The following is a 20,404-nucleotide window of genomic DNA, read 5'->3' as shown; positions in this document are numbered from 1 at the left end:
CCGAGACAACTATGTTAAATAAAAAATTACTCAGTGTTACTTGTACTTTATTAATAGGGATGTTAGCTGGATGTAATAGCGACGACTCTGAGAATCAAGGTCAGCAAGATGAAGAAACGATCAATCCCAAAAAAAAGGTGTCATTTACGATTTTGCACACCAATGATAACCACGGACGCTTTTGGCACAATGCTGATGGTGAATATGGAATGGCAGCACGTAAAACGTTGATTGATAGTATTCGAGAAGACGTAGAAGCTGAAGGCAACGTGGTGTTAGTACTTTCTGGCGGTGACGTTAATACGGGGGTTCCTGAATCGGATATTCAAGATGCTGAGCCAGATTTTAAAGGTATGAATGCGATTCAATATGATGCCATGGCAGTGGGTAATCATGAATTTGATAACCCATTAACAGTGTTGGAAAAACAGCGTTCATGGGCATCTTTCCCGATGTTATCCGCCAATATTTATAAGGCTGGAGGTGGTCGTTATTTTGAACCTTATAAAGTGTTTGATATTAACGGTGTTAACTTGGCTTTAATCGGCTTTACAACGGAAGATACGGTTAAAATTGGAAATCCAGAATACATTTCGGAGCTAACGTTTACGGATCCTAAGGTTGAAGCGCCGAAAATTATCGCTGAAATAAAAGAAAAAGGTGAAGCTGACATTATCATGGCGGTCACACACATGGGGCACTATGCCGATGCGAAAAGTGGTAGTAATGCTCCGGGGGACGTGGCTTTAGCTCGCTCATTACCAGAAGGTGAATTAAACGCGATCATCGGCGGGCACTCTCAAAATCCAGTGTGTATGGAAGCGGGCAATCAAAGTTACGCAGATTTTAAACCGGGTGATGATTGTGCTCCAGACCAACAAAATGGAACTTACATCATGCAAGCGCATGAATGGGGTAAGTACGTTGGACGCGCTGATTTTGAATATGAAGATGGCAAGTTAACCTTAATGAGTTATAAATTGATTCCTGTGAATTTGAAGCAAGCGGTTGTGGATGAAAGTGGCAATGAAACGGGCGATCTTGAATTTATTCAACCAGAGATCACCAAAGATCCTGAGCTTTTTGCCGAGTTGGAAGTTTTCCAGAAAAAAGGGGAAGCGGGTCTAGATGTGAAGCTGGCTGAAACTGACAGTAAATTGGAAGGGGATCGTGGTGTTGTTCGTAATCAACAGACTAACCTTGGGCGTTTGATTGCCATGGCGCAAAGTGATCGAGTGAAAGCCGATTTTGCCATTATGAATTCAGGTGGTGTACGAGCTTCCATTGAAGCCGGTGATATAAGCTACCGTGATGTACTGACTGTACAACCATTTGGTAATAGTGTTTCATTGGCGACCATGACAGGGGCCGAAGTAAAAGAATACCTTGGGAGTGTGGCAACAAAAACACGTGGTTCAGGCGCTTATGCGCAAATATCGGGTGTGAATATGACAGTACACTGCTCTACTTCAACGGTTGAGATTAGTACTATTAATGGTGGTACTTTTGATGAAAATACCGAATATACTTTCACAATTCCAAGTTTTAATGCGGCTGGCGGTGATGGATACCCAGAAATCAGTACGATTGATAGTGGCTTTATTGATGCCGATGTACTTCAAGGCTTTTTCAAAGACAAAGGGATGATAAATGCTGCAGACTATAACCCCAATGGTGAAATCGTTTATAACGATTCTTCTACTGGATTAGGTTGTGATGCTGCTTAGTTAAACGTGTTCTAGTTAAAAATAAAGTCACAAGTAAGAATAAGCCCGAGCCATGAATGAACCTGTCTCGGGCTTTTGTTTTGGTATGCATATTTGAAGTATGGTGTACTTGGCCTTAAACGGAAGCTTTCTTTTTTCCTCGTGTGACTAAATAAATCCCACTACATACTAACAACAAAGCGATCAAGTTCTTCCATTCCCAAATACTTTCATGAAGAAATAGAGCAGAAAGCAAGCTACCAAAAATGGGGATTAAGAAGTTAAAAATGGTGATCATCCCAACAGGATTATGCTTGAGTAGTATGCTCCACAATGCGAAAGCAGCCGATGATAATAGGGCTAGGTATATTAATAAAAATAGAGCTGAATAATCAAATTCACCACTTTGTCCACCAAACGCAAACCCTATAATTAATAAAGCCATACCACCGATGCTTAATTGCCAAGCAGTCATTAACATCGCATCCATTCTTTGCGATAATTTTTTACCATAAATAGAAGCTGCCGCTAAGCAGAAAGCAGCAACTACGATTGAGCCTTCTCCTGCTAAACTAAATTGGAAATCAAGTAAAGAGGTATGGAAGTTAACGATAAATACCCCTAAGAAACCAATACCACACCCAAGTGCTTTTCGGTGGCTTAAGCGATCATTTTGGTAAATAAAGTGTGCCAAGATGACACTGAAAAAAGTGCCGGTAGCGTTAAGAATAGATGCTTTAACCCCTGTGGCATAAGCGAGTCCAATATAAAAGAAAATATATTGGAGGGTAGTTTGGCTTAGGCCAAGTAAACCAATTTGGGTAATATTTCGTAGGTTAATGTTTAACTTTGGTTTACCTAACATTTTGGCAATAATGAGCAAGAATATCCCAGCCAGTAAAAAACGTTGCCCAGCAAACACCATTTGTGAAGGCACATCATGGGGTTGAATGGATAACAAGGCATAACCTGTTTTGATAGCAGGATAAGCGCTTCCCCATAACAGGGTACATAAAATCGCAATACCGAACACCACTACAGGGCGGGTAAAAAAATCGTCAGAAGTCTGTGTCATGGAAGGCCTTATAAACTGTAAATTAAAGAATAAAAAGGTGTTTTAATTTTGCCAATATAGCAGATGAATGAGGATCTAGCGATGATGAAAACAATCATATGGATATTCATACTCGTGTGATGGCGCAAAAAAAAGCCCCAAGCAAACAATCACTGGGGCGTTAAGGCAGTACCATGACACTTAAAACGAATATTGTTTTGCGAGATTAAATCCCTCGTTCTTTAAATAGACGTTGGCAAGCGCGGCCATCACTGTGGAATAAGTGGCAGCGGTGCGCAGGAATGCCAATTTCAAAGTGATCGCCAGAATCCACTTCTAGCGTATCGTTTTCACGATAAATAAAATCCGCATCGACATGATCAAGGTTTAAATACACTTGAGTTTCGTTACCTAACTTTTCTACGACTTGTACTTTACCTTTGATAACAACATCACCTTCACCACTCGGTAATAAGTGTTCAGGTCGTACGCCAAGTGACATTCGGGATCCCACTTGTACAGTTGAACCATCGACTTGAATCCAAAATGAAGCTTGGCTAGCGAGCTCAACTTTTACGCGTTCAGCTTCGACTTCTTTCACTTGAACGTTAATGAAGTTCATTTTTGGCGAGCCAATGAATCCTGCGACAAAGCGGTTTTGAGGGTAATGGTAAAGTTCTAATGGTTGACCAACTTGCGAGACACTACCACCATCTAATACCACGATTTTATCTGCCATTGTCATGGCTTCCACTTGATCATGTGTAACATAAATCATTGTACAACCAAGCTTTTTATGCAGTTTTGCCAGTTCAATACGCATTTGTACACGCAGTGCCGCATCAAGGTTAGAAAGTGGCTCATCAAGTAAGAAGACTTGTGGTTGCGCCACCAACGTTCGACCGATGGCAACACGTTGACGTTGACCACCAGACAGTGCTTTTGGTTTACGTTCTAGTAAGTGACCGAGCTGTAAAATATCGGCGGCATGATCAACACGTGATTTAATTTTTGATTTCTCTTCTTTTGCTAGCTTCAAACCAAACGACATGTTGTCGAATAAATTTAAATGGGGGTATAGAGCATAAGATTGGAATACCATGCCGACGCCGCGCTCAGAAGGCGGGACATCATTCATTTTTTTATCGCCAATGAATAACTCACCCGATGTGATGTCTTCAAGGCCTGCAATACAACGTAATAATGTGGACTTACCACAACCAGATGGCCCAACAAAAACCACAAATTCACCATCGTGAATATCTAAGCTGACATTTTCAGAAATGAGGTTGTCCCCGTACGCTTTACACACCTTTCGTAGAGTCACACTCGTCATTTGGCCATTCCTTTTGGTTGGTTATTCTATTTACTATGAATAAGTATCTAACTTTTTGATGTATCTCACTACCTTCGCTTAACCGTTAGTATTGAATCGTGGTATTGAGCAACAGTATTTAATAATACAGTGAGCCGTAACGTATTAAATAACCTAATGTGTTCAATACTGTTTTTGATTAGATATCGCGAGTTATCTCATCGATCGTGGTAGTCAGTGGTACAACGATAAGCCCTATGTTACTTAAGGAAAGTGAAAATACCTCCTCCTTTAACGATTAATTTTTGGTGGACAAAGGGGGAGGAGTGCATAGATCACACTTTGAGTATCAAGCTATATTTAAGTGATTCGACCCGAGTATCATGTGCGTCCGGTCACGTTTATGGGCTATTTTTAGTTCGAATAAAAAAATATTGTGAATACAAGTCACAAATTTAATCTTGCTGCTGGGGGGCGTAGAAGTTAGGAGGATGTCCATCTTTTCTAATTGAAGCAAGATTTATGCATACCAAAACTCGGCTGATGCCTTATTAACGGTATGTCATGTGTTACGACCCTACTGCCAAGTAACACCCAAATAAGAACAATAGAAAGGATAATGGAAATGAAAAAAGTCCTCAAAACTGCCATTTTATGTAGCCTTGCCCTAAGTGGTGTTAGTGCACATGCTGCTATTGAAGAAGGTCAGCTCACTATATGGATTAATGGTGATAAAGGTTATAATGGCCTTGCGGAAGTCGGTAAACAATTTGAAGCGGATACTGGTGTGAAAGTAACCGTTTCTCACCCTGATAAATTAGAAGAAAAATTCCCTCAATTAGCGTCAACGGGTGATGGCCCTGATATTGTTCTTTGGGCACATGATCGTTTTGGTGGTTATGCAAAAGCTGGTTTGCTTGCGGAAGTGAAACCTTCAGCTGATTTTAAATCAAAGTTTTCTGATTTCACATGGGATGCAGTGTCTTACGATGGTAAGTACATTGGTTACCCGGTTGCGGTTGAATCGCTTTCTTTAATTTACAATAAAGATTTAGTCAAAACACCACCTAAAAATTGGGAAGACATTGCCGCGCTTGATAAGAAACTACAAAAAGAAGGTAAACACGCCATCATGTGGAATCTGTCAGAACCCTTCTTTACTTGGCCAATTCTTGCAGCTGACGGTGGCTACGCGTTCAAATTTGAAAATGGTGCCTACAATCCTAAAGATGTTGGGGTAAATAACGCCGGTGCTCAAAATGCGATGAGCTTTGTGAAAGGTTTAGTGGACCAAAAAGTTATCTCTCCTGATGTTGATTACACCATTGCTGAGTCTGGTTTCAACAAAGGTGAAGTGGCGATGACGATCAATGGTCCTTGGTCTTGGGCGAACATTGATAAAGCGGGTATTAATTACGGCGTGACGACCTTACCAATGTTTAATGGTAATCCTTCTAAACCATTCGTGGGTGTGCTTACCGCAGGGATTAGTTCAGCATCACCAAACAAAGATTTAGCTGTCGAGTTTATCGAAAATTATATGCTGACTCAAAAAGGTTTGAAAAAAGTCAATGACGATACACCATTAGGTGCGGTTGCATTGAAATCTTACCAAGTAGAACTTGAAAAAGATCCGCGTATCGCGGCGACGATGGCGAATGCACAAACGGGTGAAATCATGCCTAATATTTCTCAAATGTCTGCTTTCTGGTACGCGGAAAAAGCGGCAATTGGCAATGTGGTTAATGGTCGTCAGTCTGTTAAAGAAGCGTTGGATACGGTTGCTGAGCGCATGACTAAATAATTGGTCAATCGTTTTAACGTGTAAGAATAAAAGGGGGGAAGCCTTCTCCCTTTTATTCTCGTTTATCCATCTGCTGTCTTTAGGGCTTTATTTTTTGACTCTGCCTTTTTGTATTCATTTTATGAATTCAGCAGTGCCCTTGAATAGTGTTATTTTTCCATTTTTACTTGTACTGAAAAGGTAAATAATACTTAGCAGTTTCAAAGCTTGCGTTGCTTCAAAAAAACGCAATATGGTAACGGAATCTATTATGTCATTGAATGTTGCATCACCTCATCCTGCTCAATTTTCTGAATCTCGTCCTTTCCCTTGGCTGAAAACACTTGTGCTTTCTGCTGTTACGTTACTCAATGGTTACGCGATTGTTTTGATGTACGCTCGTGGTGAATTTGCCTTTGCGTTACTGACTTTGTTATTGGCTTCTATGGGGGTGTATGTTTTTGCCCGCAAGCGTACTTATGCTCACCGTTATATCTTCCCAGGTGTTGCTGGGATGATTTTATTTATTATCTTCCCTTTGATTTACACCATCGGCTTGGCCTTTACCAACTACAGTGGTGCCAACCAATTGAGCTTTGAGCGAGCGCAATCAGTATTACTAGAACAAAGCTTTCAAAGTGGTGAGAGTTATTCCTTTGAACTACGCCAACATAATGATCTTTATTCGATTACTCTGAAAGAAGGAGATACTTGGCTGACATCAAAACCTTTCTCGTTAACTAAAAAATCACTTGAGCAACAAAGTGGTGAGGTGGTTCTTACGCCGATTGCTGAGCCATCAGGCAACAAAGCCCCTTTAAAAACCGTTATTCAAAATCGTAATATATTGAATAATCTGGTGGTGGCAACGCCAAATGGCACAGAGTTAAAAATGGCAGGCTTACGTAAATTTGCCGAAGTGAAACCCTTGTATGTGCTTGATGCTGATGGTGAAACATTGGTGAACAATAAAACTAATGAAGTATTAAAGCCAAACTTTGAAACAGGTTACTACCAGACGATTGATGACAATGGTCAGTTTATTGGTAAGCCATTAACGCCAGGCTTTATTGTGAATATTGGCTTTGATAACTTTACACGCATTTTTGCTGATCAAGGGATTCAAGGTCCATTTTTGAAGATTTTTATTTGGACGGTGGTGTTTGCCGCGGTCACTGTGGTGCTCACCTTAGCCGTGGGTGTAATTCTTGCTCAAATCGTTTCTTGGGAAGCATTAAAAGGTCGCGGTTTATATCGTGTATTGCTTATTTTGCCTTATGCAGTACCTGCTTTTATCTCAATTTTGATATTCAAAGGTTTGTTTAACCAAAGTTTTGGGGAAATTAACCAACTGTTGCAAGGTTTATTCGGTTTAAGCCCCTCATGGTTTACGGACCCTACGCTTGCCAAAACCATGATCATTATTGTCAATACTTGGCTTGGTTATCCGTACATGATGATCCTTGCTATGGGGATGTTAAAGGCGATTCCAGATGACTTATACGAAGCATCGGCAATGGATGGTGCAGGGCCAATTGATAACTTCTTTAAGATCACCTTACCATTACTGGTGAAGCCAATGGTGCCATTATTAATTGCTAGTTTTGCTTTTAACTTTAATAACTTTGTATTGATTCAATTATTAACCAACGGAGCGCCAGACATGATTGGTACTAGCGTTCCAGCCGGCCATACTGATTTATTAGTGAGTTACACCTATCGCATTGCCTTTGAAGGCGCGGGTGGGCAAGATTTTGGTCTAGCTGGTGCGATTGCGACTTTAATTTTCATTTTAGTAGGCGGTTTATCGTTGCTGAATATGAAGTTCACTAAACTAGAAACTGAATAAGGAGATTCACTCATGGCAATGGTTCAACCAAAATCTTTAAAATACCGTGTGTGGGCAACCCATGTGGGCATGTGGATCTTCTTGGCTATTATGATGTTCCCATTATTGATGGTGATAGCGATTTCTTTCCGTGAAGGGAATTATGCATCGGGTGATTTAATTCCAAGTGATCCCTCTTTAGAACACTGGAAACTCGCACTTGGTTTTGATGTGGTGAACGCCGATGGCAGTGTAACGCACCCGCCATTCCCTGTGTTGCTTTGGCTATGGAATTCGGTCAAAGTGGCAGGTTTGACAGCGATTGGTATCGTGACGCTTTCCACCACTTGTGCGTATGCTTTTGCGCGTATGAAGTTTAAAGGTAAAACCACGATTTTACGTTCAATGTTGATCTTCCAAATGTTCCCTGCGGTATTGGCATTGGTCGCTTTATATGCGTTATTTGACCGTTTAGGTACCTATGTTCCGTTCTTAGGATTGAATACTCATGGTGGTGTGGTATTCGCTTATATGGGCGGGATTGCGTTGCATGTATGGACGATTAAAGGCTATTTTGAATCGATTGATAACTCATTAGAAGAAGCTGCTGCACTTGATGGCGCAACGCCTTGGCAAGCCTTCCGTTTGGTCTTGCTACCGCTTTCTGTGCCGATTCTTGCGGTGGTGTTTATCTTGTCATTCATTGCCGCGGTAACAGAAGTGCCAGTGGCGTCATTGTTATTACGAGATGTTGATTCCTATACCTTGGCGGTCGGGATGCAACAGTACTTATACCCACAAAACTATTTATGGGGTGACTTTGCGGCCGCGGCAGTACTTTCGGCATTACCAATCACCATTGTGTTCTTACTGGCTCAGAAGTTCCTTGTTGGCGGCTTAACCGCTGGTGGTGTGAAGGGATAAGTTTTTTCTATATTACTTATAAATCAAAACGCCGCAGATGAGAATCTGCGGCATTTTTGTATGTGAATATTGTAATAGCAATCGAACTAATTCTTTGATTATTCTTGCTTGTTAAAAACGTCGATAACTGCGTTAAAAATTTTTGTTTGTAGAATAACTACTTAACGAAAAATCTTGCCTTGTTCTCAAAGCTTTTTCCTTCACAATTTCTGACCAGTTAATGAGTGTTATTGGTATAAGCTATAGCAATTGTTGCAACTTGTGTTCTATCAAAGGGTCATCAGGTGCGATTTGTTGGGCCACGGCCAAAAGTTGAACGGCATCTTGAGGGTTGGTTTGCTGGTGTTTCATCGCAATATCCACCAATGGCTGAATATCAATTGTGGTCTGATGCTCTTTCACATGAGCCTTTTTCTCATCGATTAATACATTATGAGCTTTGCTCAATAACCCAAGTCTATGAGTAGAATTGGCATTGGCTTTATTCAGTTTATGGTAATAGTCTTCTTTTAGTCGAAGCGTTTTGGTTTGATGGCGAAATTGAGCAATATCTATTTGTTGATGGCGAATAAAATCCACAGCGACTTGCTTATAAAAACCAAATTTATTGAGGTATGTTGCGTGAGTGCCATGGCCCATTCCAAAGACTCTTAAATGAGTTAGATCAGGATAACGCTTGGCATGCAGTCGATCGATTTTGTTGGTCGGATCATAAATGATATAGCCTTTAGCATTCCCCAGATCTAAGTCGTGATAATCGCTCTCCCAATCAAATTGTTGCGCGATCTCTGTACTGGTTCTGTTATCCCAAGGTGCTAATTTTTTGTTTTTAGTGCTAACCGGATGAAACAATAATACTTGGTTTAACTTCAGAAGTTTTGCGAAAGCGCCAATCGCGAAACCACCTCGGCTCAACCCATAACCTAAACGAGATTCAAAAGGAGCAAGTAACGTTGATAGCTGCTCGAGAAAGAAAATGAGGTTGCGATTACGAAACCAATTACTTTTACCTAAATGTTGAAAGGCGATAATATTGACGTTTTGTTTTTGGGCAAGCGTATAACCCCAAGGTGAAAAATTTGAATGTAAGTCCTGTTCTTGAAGATTGGTGCCCGCGGGTGAGAAGGTGAATAGCAAGGGTTTGTTAATATCAACAAATTGATACTTCACAAAAACGCCGTCAAGTAGATCCGCCCCAGACATTGGTAGCCTCGCTTGCTGATCTTCTCGGGAAAGCGATGACCATTCATCCAACCAGTACAGTAACTTCATTTATCCTCCCATTTATATTCTTCATACTTGAAGCTACCGTTTTATTGACAGCGTTCACTTACCCTAATGACTTAGACAAGCTAAGTTCATTCGGTCATCAGTCTTCTTTTAAAAACTGGGTTTTGGCTTGTTCGTTAAATTGCGAAATATCTATCTTTTGATGCTGAATAAACTGCTCAACCATTTGGTTGTAAAAATCTTGCCTGTCCAAATCATTTGGATGAACCCCATGGCCCATACCGACGACTTTAAACTGAATAAGCTTTGGGTAACGTTGGGCATGAAGTTTGTCGATGTCATTGGTGGGGTCGTAAATAATATAACCGTTGGCCTCACCTAGGTTTCGATCATGGTAATTATTTTCCCAGTTAAACTGCTGCGCCAATTCGGTGCTGGATCGACCATCCCATGGCACCAGCATTTTATTTTTGGTGCTCACTGGGTAAAACAACAGAACATGGTTAAGTTTAAGCAGATTTGCGAATGCACCTATGGCAAATCCCCCTCGGCTTAAGCCATAGCCTAAGCGACATTGAAAAGGCGTTAACATTGAGGATAATTGTTCAAGAAAATGGATTAAATTAGGATTACGGAACCAATTACTGACACCGAGGTGTTGAAAGGAAATAACATTCACTTGCTGCTGTCGGGCAACTTGATAGCCCCAAGGCGAAAAATTTTCGTTTAAGTCTTGCCCTTTTATATCGGTGCCTGAGGGAGAAAAGGTAAATAATAATGGTTTGTTTACATCCAATAAGTCATATTTAACAAATACATCGTCAAGTAGGCTGGATCCGGAATGTGGTAATTTAGCTTGCTGGTCTTCTGGCGAAAGAGATAACCACTCACTCAACCAGTACAATAACTTCATTTATCCTCCCAAGTTTGGCTACACGGACGGCGCACCTTATCAGAAAAATACTCGGGATGATAATTTTAGTAATAGTGAAATCTAGTAGTCTATAAATAGGGATAGTATACGATAGTGAATCACTCACCTTTATAATAATTGAGGGAAAGAAATGTTATTACATGATAATTCTGATCGTTATGGAAGTGTTACACGAACTTTGCATTGGCTAATGGGGCTTATTCTGCTGTGGCAATGCCTAAGTGCTGGCGCGCATTTTTTATTGACCGATACTGCGGTAGAAAAATGGATCTGGCCCACACATAAACCATTAGGCTTTGTGCTTTTTCTACTTGCTGCTGTTCGAATTATATGGGCGTTAATCAGTATGAATCAACGACCTGTTGCGATTAACGTGGCGGCTAAGTTAGGGCACATTGCTTTATACAGTTTACTGATCATCGTGCCTGCATTAGCGCTTGTGCGCCAATATGGTTCAGGGCGTGCTTTCGAGCCGTTTGGATTGCCATTAATGTCAGGTCACAATGATAAAATTCTATGGATGATGGAACCTGGAAATCTATTGCATGGAGTTTTAGGTTGGTTACTTTTTACCTTTATTTTGGGGCATATACTCATGGTAGTGTGGCACCGTAAATCTTCCTCACATCAAGATGTTTTACCGAGAATGTGGAGTTAGGGGAGACACAAAATACCCGCTTAAAAACGGTCGGTTCAAGTTTTAAAAATCCCCCTATCAGTTTATTTAAATAGATAACTTAGGGGGATTGATTAATCGATATCTTGTTGGTTTAGTAACCAACCGTCAACGCACTTGGTGTTCTCGGGTCTGATGCTCCAAAGAAGCCTTTATCGGTATGCATAATCGATTGTGTACTACCCATGGCTTCTTTTTCTACAACATTTTGTCCTTTGGCTTTTAATAGCTTAATGGTGTCTTGGTTTAAGCCTTTTTCAATACGCAGTTCATCTGGTAGCCATTGGTGATGGACGCGAACCGCATTTGTAGCTTCAGCAATATTCATTTTGTGGTCAATCACATTCATGATGATTTGAAGCGTGGTGGTGATAATACGACTTCCTCCTGGGCTTCCCGTTGCCATAATTGGCTTACCATTTTTAAAAACTAAGGTAGGGCTCATTGATGATAGTGGGCGCTTTTTGCCTTCCACGGCATTAGCATCTCCGCCGATTAAGCCATAACCATTGGGTACGCCGGGTTTGGCAGAAAAATCATCCATTTCGTTATTGAGCAAAATGCCTGTGCCATTAGCGACCATCCCAGTTCCGTAAGAAAAGTTCAGAGTGTAGGTATTTGAAATAACGTTACCCATTTTGTCCATCACTGAAAAGTGAGTGGTTTGATCGCTTTCATATGGCATTGGTTGGCCATGTTTTATTTCGCTGGCTGGGCGAGCTTTGTCCTGTGAAATTTGTTCATAAAGTGAATGGGCGTAATCTTTATTGGTTAAGCCTTTCATAGGAACGTTAACAAAGTCCGGATCGCCTAGATACTCAGCACGATCGGCATAAGCCAGTTTCATCGCTTCGGCCATCACATGAATGGTTTCAGCAGTGTTGTGTCCCATTTCTCCAAGGCGGTAATTTTCTAAAATATTGAGAATTTCGATGATGTGAATACCACCTGATGACGGTGGTGGCATAGAGGCAATGCTATAACCGCGATAATTCCCCATTACCGGTTCACGTACTACTGCTTTATAACTGGCCAGGTCATCAATCGTCATTAAACCACCTGCAGCGGTCACTGACTCGGCAATCGCTTTTGCTGTTTGGCCTTTATAAAAACCATCCATGCCTTTTTCTGCAATCAGTTTAAGTGAGTTCGCTAGATCTTGTTGGATAAAAGTGTCACCGATTTGGTAATCCGTTTTACCGCCATCTTTAAAGAAAATAGGTTTACTGCTATCCCATTTTTGTAAACGGTCTTTCGCGCTTTGCAAAGAGGTATACAGATCCGGTGTGACGATGATGCCTCTTTCTGCCATTTCAATAGCTGGTGCCATTACTGTTTTAAGATTCATCGATCCATAATTTTCTAACGCTGTAATTAAACCAGCAACAGTGCCCGGAACTCCAACCGCTAGCCCATGAAAACGAGAAAGTTCTTCAACGGCATTTCCATCTTTATCTAAGTACATATCTTTGTAGGCTTTGGATGGCGCCATTTCACGATAATCTAAAGCGAAGGTACGCTTCTTTTTGGCATCATAAATCATCATGAAACCACCACCACCAATATTACCCGCTCGAGGTAAAGTGACCGCTAAAGCAAAACCAACAGCTACGCCAGCATCGACTGCGTTACCGCCTTTTTTCAGAATGTCGACGCCAATTTTAGATGCCAACTCTTCTTGGCTGGCGACCATGCCGTGTTCTGCCCAAACAGGGTGATGAATACTGTCACTTGAATAAATGGCTGGAGTTTGTGCTGCGACATAAAAAGGGGTGAGAAAACAGGTAATAGAAAGTAAAACATTGGATTTAAACAGCGTACGTTTTGTCATGTGCTACCTCGGATTTAAACGCTAAAATAGGCTTTAGCCGAATGATTGGGGATCATGCAACTAAAGCCAAATGAGTCATACAAAATAAGCGGAGCAGCCAATCAAAAGTAAACGTAAAAGGTGATGGCTGAGCTTGTGTTTCATCAGTGATTAATTAGCTCGCGCTAAACTGACTTCTTTAGTGTGGTTGATAAATGGTGATTTAGGTAGGTTGAAAGTAAAAAATCGGGTTTTTGTCACTTTTTTCTTTGTGCTTACTCTGTTTCTTTGAGAAAAGGGCGGTAGTATTGCTGAAAATAGAGGTTTAACGTCATACTTTCACTGAGTTCTAAATTTTGATCTTTTAATGCTAACGTCAGTTGGTTATTAAAATGTTGAGCATGCTGGCAATAGGTATTGTCACGATGAAAGTTTTCATTTAACGCAAGTTGGCAGGCCTGATTAAATTGATATTGATGTTGTTTTAACGGTTTTAAGGCTTGTCGTTCTGTGGAGGTAGAATGAATATGCCAAAGAATGCCCACCGACAGGAATGCAGTGAGCATCAAAAAAAACATTCTTTCATGTCTACTGAGCGTGAATTCTTGCTCATTCTTATGTTTGCGTAAAAATGTGGCCATAGGATTATCCTTAATCGATTGGCTGACATTGCATTCATCCGTAAACGGTGTCGGTAATGAGCAAATAATCATACTTTCTCATTACATTAATAACATTATTGATAACGTGGCGCTATGAAGTAGGTCACTTCATTGATTTTTTACACTTTAAAGTTACTTGGATATAAACCCCATAAGATGAATCAATTGCTCTGCAGTTCGAATGGCGTGCTGTCGGTTATCTAGCCCCATTTTTTGATATAAATTACGAATGTGCGTTTTAATGGTGGTTGGCGCAACATCAAACTCCGATGCAATCTGGTCGTTGCTAAATCCAGCGTAAATTAGGCCTAATACTTGCCATTCACGTTGAGTTAAAGGGCTGGTGCGAATGAGCTCTGGTAAGTCGGGTAGAGTGAGTAATTTTTCAACAAAGGCTTCATCAAAATGCACGGAGCGTGTACGTTCTTTGCTTGACATAAGTTGTAATATGCTTTGCGCTCGATGCTGTTCAAGTTCACCGAGTTTTTGGCTTTTTACCAGTGTTTTCAGTAATGGCATAACGTATTGAGTATCGCATAAGAAGTTGCCAATCATGCCTGTACCATTGGTTAATGAAAGGGCATCACTAACATGTTGCAACGCGAGGGTTTCATCCTTTTTCTTCACAGCGAGTACGGCTTCTAAAACGAGACTTCTATTTCTATCAGCATTTAACTTTAATGCGTTGGTTTGCTTTTGAAGTTTGCTGAGTATTAATTCTGCTCGTTCTAAATCGTTAACAAATAAAGACGCTCTAGCAATGTTTCGCCATTGGAGTTGTTGGAAATGGTTAACCGCCGCTCGAGGTTCTTCACGGTGATTTAACCATTTTTGTATTGCTTCAATGTTACTGGTGGCTTCCCAGTATAATAGATTGGCAAAGTCGGCATTAGCGCGCCAATCAATATGGTAACGGTTATTTTCTTGTAATTGATTGGTGGTGTCTAAGTAGCGAGCCGCTTTATCTAATTCCCCTCGAGATACTGCAATTCTGGCGAGCATTGAATAGCAATGCAGAGATTTAGACTTTTCAAATGGCGACATGACTTCAAGGCCGGCATGGGAACAGCGTTCGGCTTCATCTAAGCGGTTCCAGCACCATAAAATCTGAGCTTTAATGCGTAACATGAATTCGTGTAATGGCAGTTGGTGTAGGTGCTGCTCTTTAATTAATTGTTCGGCTTTATTTAATAGTTCAAACGCAGCTTGCCCATAACCACGAGCTAATTGAATCTCGCTTTGTTGCAAAATAGCCCATAACGCTTGGTGGTAAACTTTATCTTCACGCGCCATTAATTCGGTTTTATGCATGGTTTCAAAGGCTTTATCAAGCTCGCCAATAACATGATAAACCTCACCAATGACGGATGTGGCGACAATACGGCTTCGGAAACTGGCTTCTGGTAACTGCTGTAGAGCCGACTCCGCGGTTTCCAGGGCCAATGCTGGGTTGTCTTGATTAATCGCGACTTGAGCAGAAAGCGCTTTGAACTCACCAACTTGACTATCGGTAAGCTCGATGTTTCTTTGAGTGAGCTTTTGTTCCGCTTCTAGGATTAAATTAGACACTTGATTGTAACGATGCTGACTTTGAGCAAGCCATGCGCGCAATAAACATAAACGAGGGGAAGTGAAAAGTGCTTCATCACTTAAGGCGTTGATTGCCTCTTCAACCACTTGTAGTTCACCAAGGTTGAACATTTGCCAACCGTGATCAGACAGTATCTTGACAAGTAGAGCTTCATCCTTGCTTTTTTGAGCGTGACTTAATGCGGTTTGGGGGCGATGTTGTTTTAGCCACGCATTCGCCGCACTTCGATGGAGTGTACTACGTTGACCGGGGATTTGTGTGTACCGCTGGTGGCGTAAAAATTCAGCAAAAAGGTTGTGAAAACGAAACCAGTTATCTTCGCCTTCCATTGGTTGAATAAATAAGCCAAATCGGTTTAAAGAATCAAGCATGACTAACGCATCACTGCGCCCGGTTAATTCCATGACGAGATCAGCATTAAACATATCGAGTACCGAGCATTGTAATAAGAATATTTGTAGATCAGGCGTGAGTTGGTCAAACACTTCTTCAGCTAAGTAATCCCATATATGATCTTGATTAAAATTGGCAATCGAGACAACCGAGTTTTCTAAACTATCGGGATGTTGTTGAGCGTAAAGCGCGACTAATTGTAGGGCGGATGCCCACCCTTCAACTTGGGTTCGAATCGACTCAAGCACTTTAGGCTCATAACGATTGTTGGCAATACGTTTGTGAAAGAATCGCTCGGTTTCTTCTTTATCAAAAGCTAATAAATAATTATCCACTTCCATTAATAAATCACGAACGCGTAAGTTAGCAATATTAAGAGGTGGGTGGGTTCGGCTTGTGACCACTAACGTAATGTTATCTGGCATGTGCTTTAAAAAGAAACGTATACCTTCATGCAGTTCTTCATTAGTAATTAAGTGATAGTCATCGAGTACGAGATAAGTTTGAGTGTCATTGAACCCGAATTCTGCAAATAATTCACTGAATAAGCTAGTTAGGTTGGCAAATTGACGACGTTCAGCAATGGCTTGAGTCTTGGGGCAAGAGTTGTCGGTTGCTTTATTAAAGGCTTGTAAGAAGTAGTTGGCAAAGCGAAAGACATCGTTGTCGTTTTCATCAATATTAAACCACCCAAGATTAGGATGATTATTTAGCCACTGTGCCGCCATGGTGGTTTTTCCATAGCCTGCCGGAGAACGAAACAGGACCAGTTTGTAATATGGGGCATGAAGAAGCTCATCCAGTAGTCGAGAGCGAAGAATGGCATTGTGTAAACGCGCAGGGCGATTGAGTTTGGAAGGTATCCACATGGTAGCGTTGTATCTCTGATTGTATGTTGAAAGCGAAATAAAGATAAAAATGAAAATAGTATTTTGGTATTACTCGGTATGAATACTATTAACTTGATGGCCTACTGAGCTAGCTCATCTTTTTTGTACACAGATGATTATTTTAATGAATTTTTATATCTGTATTTTGTAATAATTATCGTAACAACATATCACGCACGGATGAAACTGATGTGATCTGTCTCAGGTTTATGTAACAAACCATGCTGTAGATCTCATTTTGTTCGAACATTTCATCCCCTACGCCCCGCTGCTCCTCCCTTTTATCGCTAAGTAGGGAGGATGTTAAATTGACTCTAACTAGGCAAGATTGCTCCCAATCAGATGAACTCAATTCCATTAAGAATATTGTCTATGGAGCATTCAATGCAAGCGTCAAACCGTCAGTCAGAATCGGTATTAAAGCAAGTTGCCAATCAAGAAGGCATTGTGGACCGTTATATTAGTGCGTGGGGAAAAGAAGCTTTTGTTAGCGACACCACCATTGAGGAGCTACTACAAGCTCTAGGTTATGATACCAGCAACGAGAAAACGCTGTTATCTCAAGCTGAACAACGCCTTAAGGTCGATGGGTTACCTAGCGTAAAAGTTGTTCATGCTGGCAAAGAGGTACATGTTGAATTGCATATTGCTTCATCGGCCCGTGTGAGTGAATTTTCTTGGGTTTTAGACACCGAACAAGGGGAGCGTTTTGAAGGCTACCTTGAATCTCAAGTTTTTAAGGATACACGTGACACGCTGGGATATTTAACCTTTACCCTACCGAACTCTTTACCATTAGGGTATCACCAGTTTTCCTTATTTCGTAAACGCCGTAATAAACCATTCGAAATGTCATTAATCGTGACACCACAAGCGTGTTTTAAGCAACCTGAATTAGTTAAAGGTCAGCGTTTGTGGGGCCCAAGCATTCAACTTTATTCTGTTACGTCAGAAACCAATTGGGGAATTGGCGATTTCACAGATCTTAATTATTTAGTGAGTCATATTGCCGATGGTGGTGGAGATTTTGTGGGCTTAAACCCGATACATTCTCTCTTTCCTGCAAACCCTGAAGGCGCAAGCCCTTATAGCCCATCGTCGCGTCGTTGGTTAAACGTGATGTACATTGATGTCGAAGCCGTTGCTGAGTTCAAACACAGTGAAAATGCTCAAACGATAGTACATGACAGTGAGTTTCAGCAACGTTTACATGCTAACCGACAAAAAGAATGGGTGGATTACACTGAAGTGTCGGCTTTAAAAATGTCGGTATTACCAGCGTTGTATCAAACCTTTGTCGAGAAAGAGCTAAAAGCAAAGTCTGAGCGTGCACGTGCCTTTTTAGATTTTGTTGAACAAGGCAGTGATAGCCTGATCCATCAAGCAGCGTTTGATGCGCTTCATAGTGACTTAAAAGCTAAAGATGACTCGGTATGGGGGTGGCCGGTTTTCGCTAAAGAATATCAGCATTTTGATTCGCCAGAAGTGCAGAGTTACATTAAGAAAAACCAAGAAAAAGTGCAGTTGTTCATGTACTTGCAATGGCTAGCAGACGAACAATTAACACAAGTTCAAAAGCTGGCTGAAGACAAAGGTATGGTGATTGGATTATACCGCGATTTAGCGGTGGGGGTGTGTGATTCAGGTGCAGATACATGGGCTGATCATGGTGCGCTTTGTCAAGATGTCAGTATCGGCGCACCACCCGATATTTTTGGCCCACTTGGTCAAAATTGGGGATTACCACCATTAAATCCTTATCAATTAAAAGTGCAAGCTTACCAACCATTTATTGATTTACTGCGAGCCAATATGCGTCACTGTGGCGCCTTACGAATTGACCACGTATTAGGTTTATTACGTTTGTGGTGGATTCCTAAAGGAAAAACCGCAAAAGATGGGGCTTATATCTACTACCCTGTGGATGACTTGATGTCTATTTTGGCGCTAGAAAGCCACCGTCATCAATGCGCGGTGATTGGGGAAGATCTCGGAACCGTACCAGAAGAAATTGTTGAAAAACTTAATGATGCGGGGATTCATTCTTATAAAGTTTTCTTTTTTGAAACAGAAGAAGATGGTCAGTACATCGCTCCAAATCAATACAAACAACAATCAATGACAGCGTTATGCACTCATGATATGCCGACGCTGCGAGGATTTTGGAATAGCGCTGATCTAACGTTAGGGAAAGAAATTGGTTTATACCCAGACGAAGCTCAACTTAACGTGTTGTTTGAAGATAGAAAAACACGAAGGAAGCACATCATCGCGACGTTAAAAGAACATCATCACCTACCCGAGTTAGAGTATAACGAGACGGGTGAGGTGATTATTAATCAAGCTCTTAGTGAAGCTATGCAAGTGCATATGGCAACGGGATCAAGCGCTTTGCTCAGCTTGCAATTAGAAGACTGGTTAGAGATGGATACACCAGTTAATATTCCAGGTACGATGGATGAATACCCGAACTGGCGTCGTAAGTTATCGTCTACCCTGCAAGATATGTTTGATCGAGCGGATATTCAGCGGCTTGAAACCAAACTTACTCAAGCTCGAAGTTAAGTCTGAGAGGTTGAATTAAGCGGATTATATATAAAAAACAACTTGTATAAACTAACTCATCAGATCTTATGGTTAAGACGGTAAGATCTGATGATCCCGAAGCTCTTTTAAACGTTGTTCAACTTTCGTTCTGAAGTGATCTCTGAGTAATCTCATGGCGGGTGTAATCGACTGGCGACTTGGACACACAAACCACATTTCGGTTGAGACCAAGGTAAACTCAGGCATGACATGAACTACTCGCCCCGCTAACAAATCATCCGACATATCTAAAATCGATTTAGATGAAAATCCGTAGCCTTTCACACACCAACGACGGACTAAATCACCATCGTTAGCGGTACGATTACTTTTTAATTTTACTTTGTATTCGGTCTCTTTATTTCCATTAGTTTCCGTAAAGCGCCAAGTATCGTGCACCATATCGAAAGTTGAAAGTGTAAACCATTATGATGAATTAAATCATTCGGATGAGTAGGAATACCGTGTTGCTTTAAATAAGTTGGGGTAGCGCAAAGCGCTCTTGGGATATCGGCAATTTTGAAACCGTATAAATGAGCATCGGTTGGCGATCCATAACGTACCGCCATGTCGACAGAATCACGGTAAAAATCCACATTGCTGTCGCTTAAATGCGCTTTAAGCGTTAATCCAGGGTGCATTTCCATGAATTCATCAATCCAAGGTATGATCACATTACGGCCAAGATCAGAGGAAACGGAAATTCGTAATTCCCCTTCTATTTTTCCAAGATCATGCTGCATATTCTGTTTAGCACTATCGAGTAATTGCATTGCTTGTTCACACTGTGGAATATAGCGCTCACCTGCTTTAGAAAGTCTTAATTGGCGAGTAGTTCGAACAAATAATTCAACACCTAAAGAGGCTTCAACTCGCTTTACTGCCGCACTAGCCGTTGCCGTTCTCATATTTAAATGTGTTGCCGCAGCAGTAATACTACGAAATTCAGCCACTTTTAAAATTACTTGCAGGTCTTCTAATAACATATTGTCTATTTTTATTTGATAATATTGCTATTATTT

General features: G+C 41.1%; 13 protein-coding genes and 1 pseudogene. 6 read left to right on the top strand and 8 right to left on the bottom strand.

Translation table 11 applies throughout. From position 1 onward, the window contains the following. Positions 1 to 11: 11 nt before the first annotated feature. Positions 12 to 1,727 (top strand): bifunctional UDP-sugar hydrolase/5'-nucleotidase UshA, encoded by a 1,716-nt coding sequence (ushA, locus tag VCASEI_RS17280; protein ID WP_089111055.1) that lies wholly within the window; start codon positions 12 to 14, stop codon positions 1,725 to 1,727. A 115-nt stretch (positions 1,728 to 1,842) separates the two neighbouring features. On the opposite strand, the gene VCASEI_RS17275 is transcribed toward ushA, so the two are convergent. After that, the gene (locus VCASEI_RS17275) at positions 1,843 to 2,781 is read right to left on the bottom strand and encodes a DMT family transporter (protein WP_086960220.1); all 939 of its coding nucleotides are present in this window, start codon (positions 2,779 to 2,781) and stop codon (positions 1,843 to 1,845) included. A gap of 205 nt (positions 2,782 to 2,986) precedes the next feature. Continuing rightward, positions 2,987 to 4,096 (bottom strand): maltose/maltodextrin ABC transporter ATP-binding protein MalK, encoded by a 1,110-nt coding sequence (gene malK / locus VCASEI_RS17270; RefSeq protein ID WP_086960221.1) that lies wholly within the window; start codon positions 4,094 to 4,096, stop codon positions 2,987 to 2,989. Between the two features lie 604 nt (positions 4,097 to 4,700). Here malK and malE point away from each other — a divergent pair. From malE to malG, 3 genes are all read left to right on the top strand, one after another. Then, on the top strand, positions 4,701 to 5,879 hold the full coding sequence (gene malE, locus VCASEI_RS17265) for a maltose/maltodextrin ABC transporter substrate-binding protein MalE (protein WP_086960222.1): 1,179 nt from the start codon (positions 4,701 to 4,703) through the stop codon (positions 5,877 to 5,879). Between the two features lie 250 nt (positions 5,880 to 6,129). Continuing rightward, positions 6,130 to 7,707 carry a maltose ABC transporter permease MalF gene (gene malF / locus VCASEI_RS17260; RefSeq protein ID WP_086960223.1) on the top strand — a complete coding sequence of 526 codons (1,578 nt, stop codon included), beginning with the start codon at positions 6,130 to 6,132 and terminating at the stop codon, positions 7,705 to 7,707. 12 nt (positions 7,708 to 7,719) lie between these two features. Next, positions 7,720 to 8,610, top strand: a complete 891-nt coding sequence (gene malG, locus VCASEI_RS17255; RefSeq protein WP_086960224.1) for a maltose ABC transporter permease MalG — start codon at positions 7,720 to 7,722, stop codon at positions 8,608 to 8,610. A gap of 240 nt (positions 8,611 to 8,850) precedes the next feature. On the opposite strand, the gene VCASEI_RS17250 is transcribed toward malG, so the two are convergent. Further along, the gene (locus VCASEI_RS17250; protein WP_086960225.1) at positions 8,851 to 9,882 is read right to left on the bottom strand and encodes a cytosolic protein; all 1,032 of its coding nucleotides are present in this window, start codon (positions 9,880 to 9,882) and stop codon (positions 8,851 to 8,853) included. A gap of 97 nt (positions 9,883 to 9,979) precedes the next feature. After that, complete coding sequence (locus VCASEI_RS17245) at positions 9,980 to 10,753, bottom strand: cytosolic protein (protein ID WP_086960226.1); 774 nt, start codon at positions 10,751 to 10,753, stop codon at positions 9,980 to 9,982. A gap of 151 nt (positions 10,754 to 10,904) precedes the next feature. Between VCASEI_RS17245 and VCASEI_RS17240 the strand changes: the two genes are divergently transcribed. Beyond that, a complete protein-coding gene (locus VCASEI_RS17240; RefSeq protein WP_089111056.1) occupies positions 10,905 to 11,432 on the top strand; it encodes a cytochrome b in 528 nt (175 codons plus the stop codon). Between the two features lie 112 nt (positions 11,433 to 11,544). Here the strand turns inward: VCASEI_RS17240 and ggt are convergent, their stop codons facing one another. The 3 genes from ggt to malT all read right to left on the bottom strand — a co-directional run bounded on the left by ggt (position 11,545) and on the right by malT (position 16,775). After that, positions 11,545 to 13,281: a gamma-glutamyltransferase gene (gene ggt, locus VCASEI_RS17235; RefSeq protein ID WP_086960227.1), complete on the bottom strand. Its 1,737-nt coding sequence runs from the start codon at positions 13,279 to 13,281 to the stop codon at positions 11,545 to 11,547. Between the two features lie 254 nt (positions 13,282 to 13,535). After that, positions 13,536 to 13,973 (bottom strand): hypothetical protein, encoded by a 438-nt coding sequence (locus tag VCASEI_RS17230; RefSeq protein ID WP_140396194.1) that lies wholly within the window; start codon positions 13,971 to 13,973, stop codon positions 13,536 to 13,538. An 81-nt stretch (positions 13,974 to 14,054) separates the two neighbouring features. After that, positions 14,055 to 16,775 (bottom strand): HTH-type transcriptional regulator MalT, encoded by a 2,721-nt coding sequence (gene malT / locus VCASEI_RS17225; RefSeq protein ID WP_086960229.1) that lies wholly within the window; start codon positions 16,773 to 16,775, stop codon positions 14,055 to 14,057. Positions 16,776 to 17,180: 405 nt separating this feature from the next. Between malT and malQ the strand changes: the two genes are divergently transcribed. Next, positions 17,181 to 19,361, top strand: coding sequence for a 4-alpha-glucanotransferase (gene malQ, locus VCASEI_RS17220; protein ID WP_086960230.1), 2,181 nt, complete (start codon positions 17,181 to 17,183; stop codon positions 19,359 to 19,361). Positions 19,362 to 19,433: 72 nt separating this feature from the next. On the opposite strand, the pseudogene VCASEI_RS17215 reads toward malQ, so the two are convergent. After that, a pseudogene (locus VCASEI_RS17215) lies at positions 19,434 to 20,368 on the bottom strand (LysR substrate-binding domain-containing protein). Between the last annotated feature and the right edge of the window lie 36 nt (positions 20,369 to 20,404).

The sequence above is a fragment of the Vibrio casei genome (assembly GCF_002218025.2).
Taxonomy (GTDB): domain Bacteria; phylum Pseudomonadota; class Gammaproteobacteria; order Enterobacterales; family Vibrionaceae; genus Vibrio; species Vibrio casei.
This window is presented reverse-complemented; position numbering and strand designations above follow the sequence as displayed.